We start from the raw sequence: 1,313 nt of genomic DNA on the forward strand, positions 1-1,313 counted from the left end.
ACCGAGGCCGGCCGCCGCCCGGTCGCCTCCAGCACCACCGCCAGCCGGTCGAGGCCGCGGCGGCAGGCGTCGAAGCCGTCCTGGTAGAAGGCCCAGCGGCCGGTCATGCCGTCGGCGAAGCCGTAGGGCGAGAGGGTCGCCAGCAGGCCGCCGGTCAGCGTGTAGTGCCAGCCGCGCAGGTCGCGGCGGTCGGCCGGGGTGGCGTCCGCGGAGCGGCGCAGCGTGCGGCGGACGCGGTCCGCCGCCGGGCGCCAGGTCTCCGAGGGCTCGCCGAGGCCGGCGAACACCCGGCCCGCGGTGTCGAGCCGGCCGTCCATCAGGGCGTTGTGGACCAGCAGGTAGCGGCCCGGCCAGTCGGTCAGCAGACCGTCGTGCTCGGTCAGCAGCTCGACGGCGGCCGCGTGCCGCTGCTCGTCCTCCAGCGCGACGGCGAGTTCCAGCAGGATCTGCTGCGGAGCGGTCCGCGTCTCGGGTGCGCGGCGGAACAGCCCGCCGCGGCGCGGCGCCAGGGCCAGCCGCAGCGCCTCCCGCAGGGCGGGCACGGCGAGGTCGGACACCCCGCGCTCGATGCAGGCGTAGCCGTAGGCGTAGAGCGCGTCCGGCCGGTCGGCGTGGGCGGCGACGGCGGCCGACGCCTCGGCGAGGTCCTCGAATCCGGCGCCCTCGGCGAGCCGGCGGACGAGCGGTGCGCAGTCGGCGGGCGCCAGCGAGTCGGCGGCGTGCCGGAGGGTGCGCATGGCGCCCTGCGGATCGCCCGAGTCGAGGAGGTCCCGGGCCTTGGCGAGTTCGGTGGTCATGAGTCTGCTCCGGAGTGGACGGGCGGGCACCCACGTCCCGCCGGGCTGGGCCTTGCGGCGGGACGTGGAGCACGACGGCGCGTCGCGTGCGGTGCCGCCGCCCCTCGGGGCTGCAGCACGGCGGCGGTCATCGGGACGGGCGGCGGCCGCCCTTCCGGTCGTGGTCACACATGCAGGCGATCATGTCGGCCGTCCTCCGCCCCGGGCAATCGGTTTTCCTCCCGTCCCGTCGCCCGGCCGACCCCGACGGGCCGTCAGGCGGCGGTCGGGACGGGGCGGCGGGTGCGTTTCTGGTCGAGGATGTGGGCGGACCAGTCGGCGGTGCGGCCGCAGATGGCCAGGGCGGTGAAGAGGTGGACGGGGACGTCGGCGGAGTCGAGCAGGACGGCGGCCCAGTACTCGGGGCCGGCCGCGGTCGTGGCCGGGGCGGCGCCGACCTCGGCGAGCAGTTCGGCGGCGGCCTCCTCCAGCCGGGCCGCGGCCTCGTAGCGCGGGGCGGCCGTCCGCACCGCGGCG

The 1,313-nt window shown here is 77.8% G+C and carries 1 protein-coding gene and 1 pseudogene; both read right to left on the minus strand.

Annotated features, from left to right (window positions below; all coding sequences use genetic code 11):
- A pseudogene (locus ABZ641_RS37825) lies at window positions 1–797 on the minus strand (hypothetical protein); the annotation flags it as partial.
- Window positions 798–1,051: 254 nt separating this feature from the next.
- Window positions 1,052–1,313 (minus strand): citrate/2-methylcitrate synthase (locus ABZ641_RS37830; RefSeq protein WP_359989146.1); only part of this gene is annotated, 262 nt, incomplete at its 5' end.

Origin of the sequence: Kitasatospora sp. NPDC007106 (assembly GCF_040634455.1) — a bacterium.
Classification (GTDB): domain Bacteria; phylum Actinomycetota; class Actinomycetes; order Streptomycetales; family Streptomycetaceae; genus Kitasatospora; species Kitasatospora arboriphila.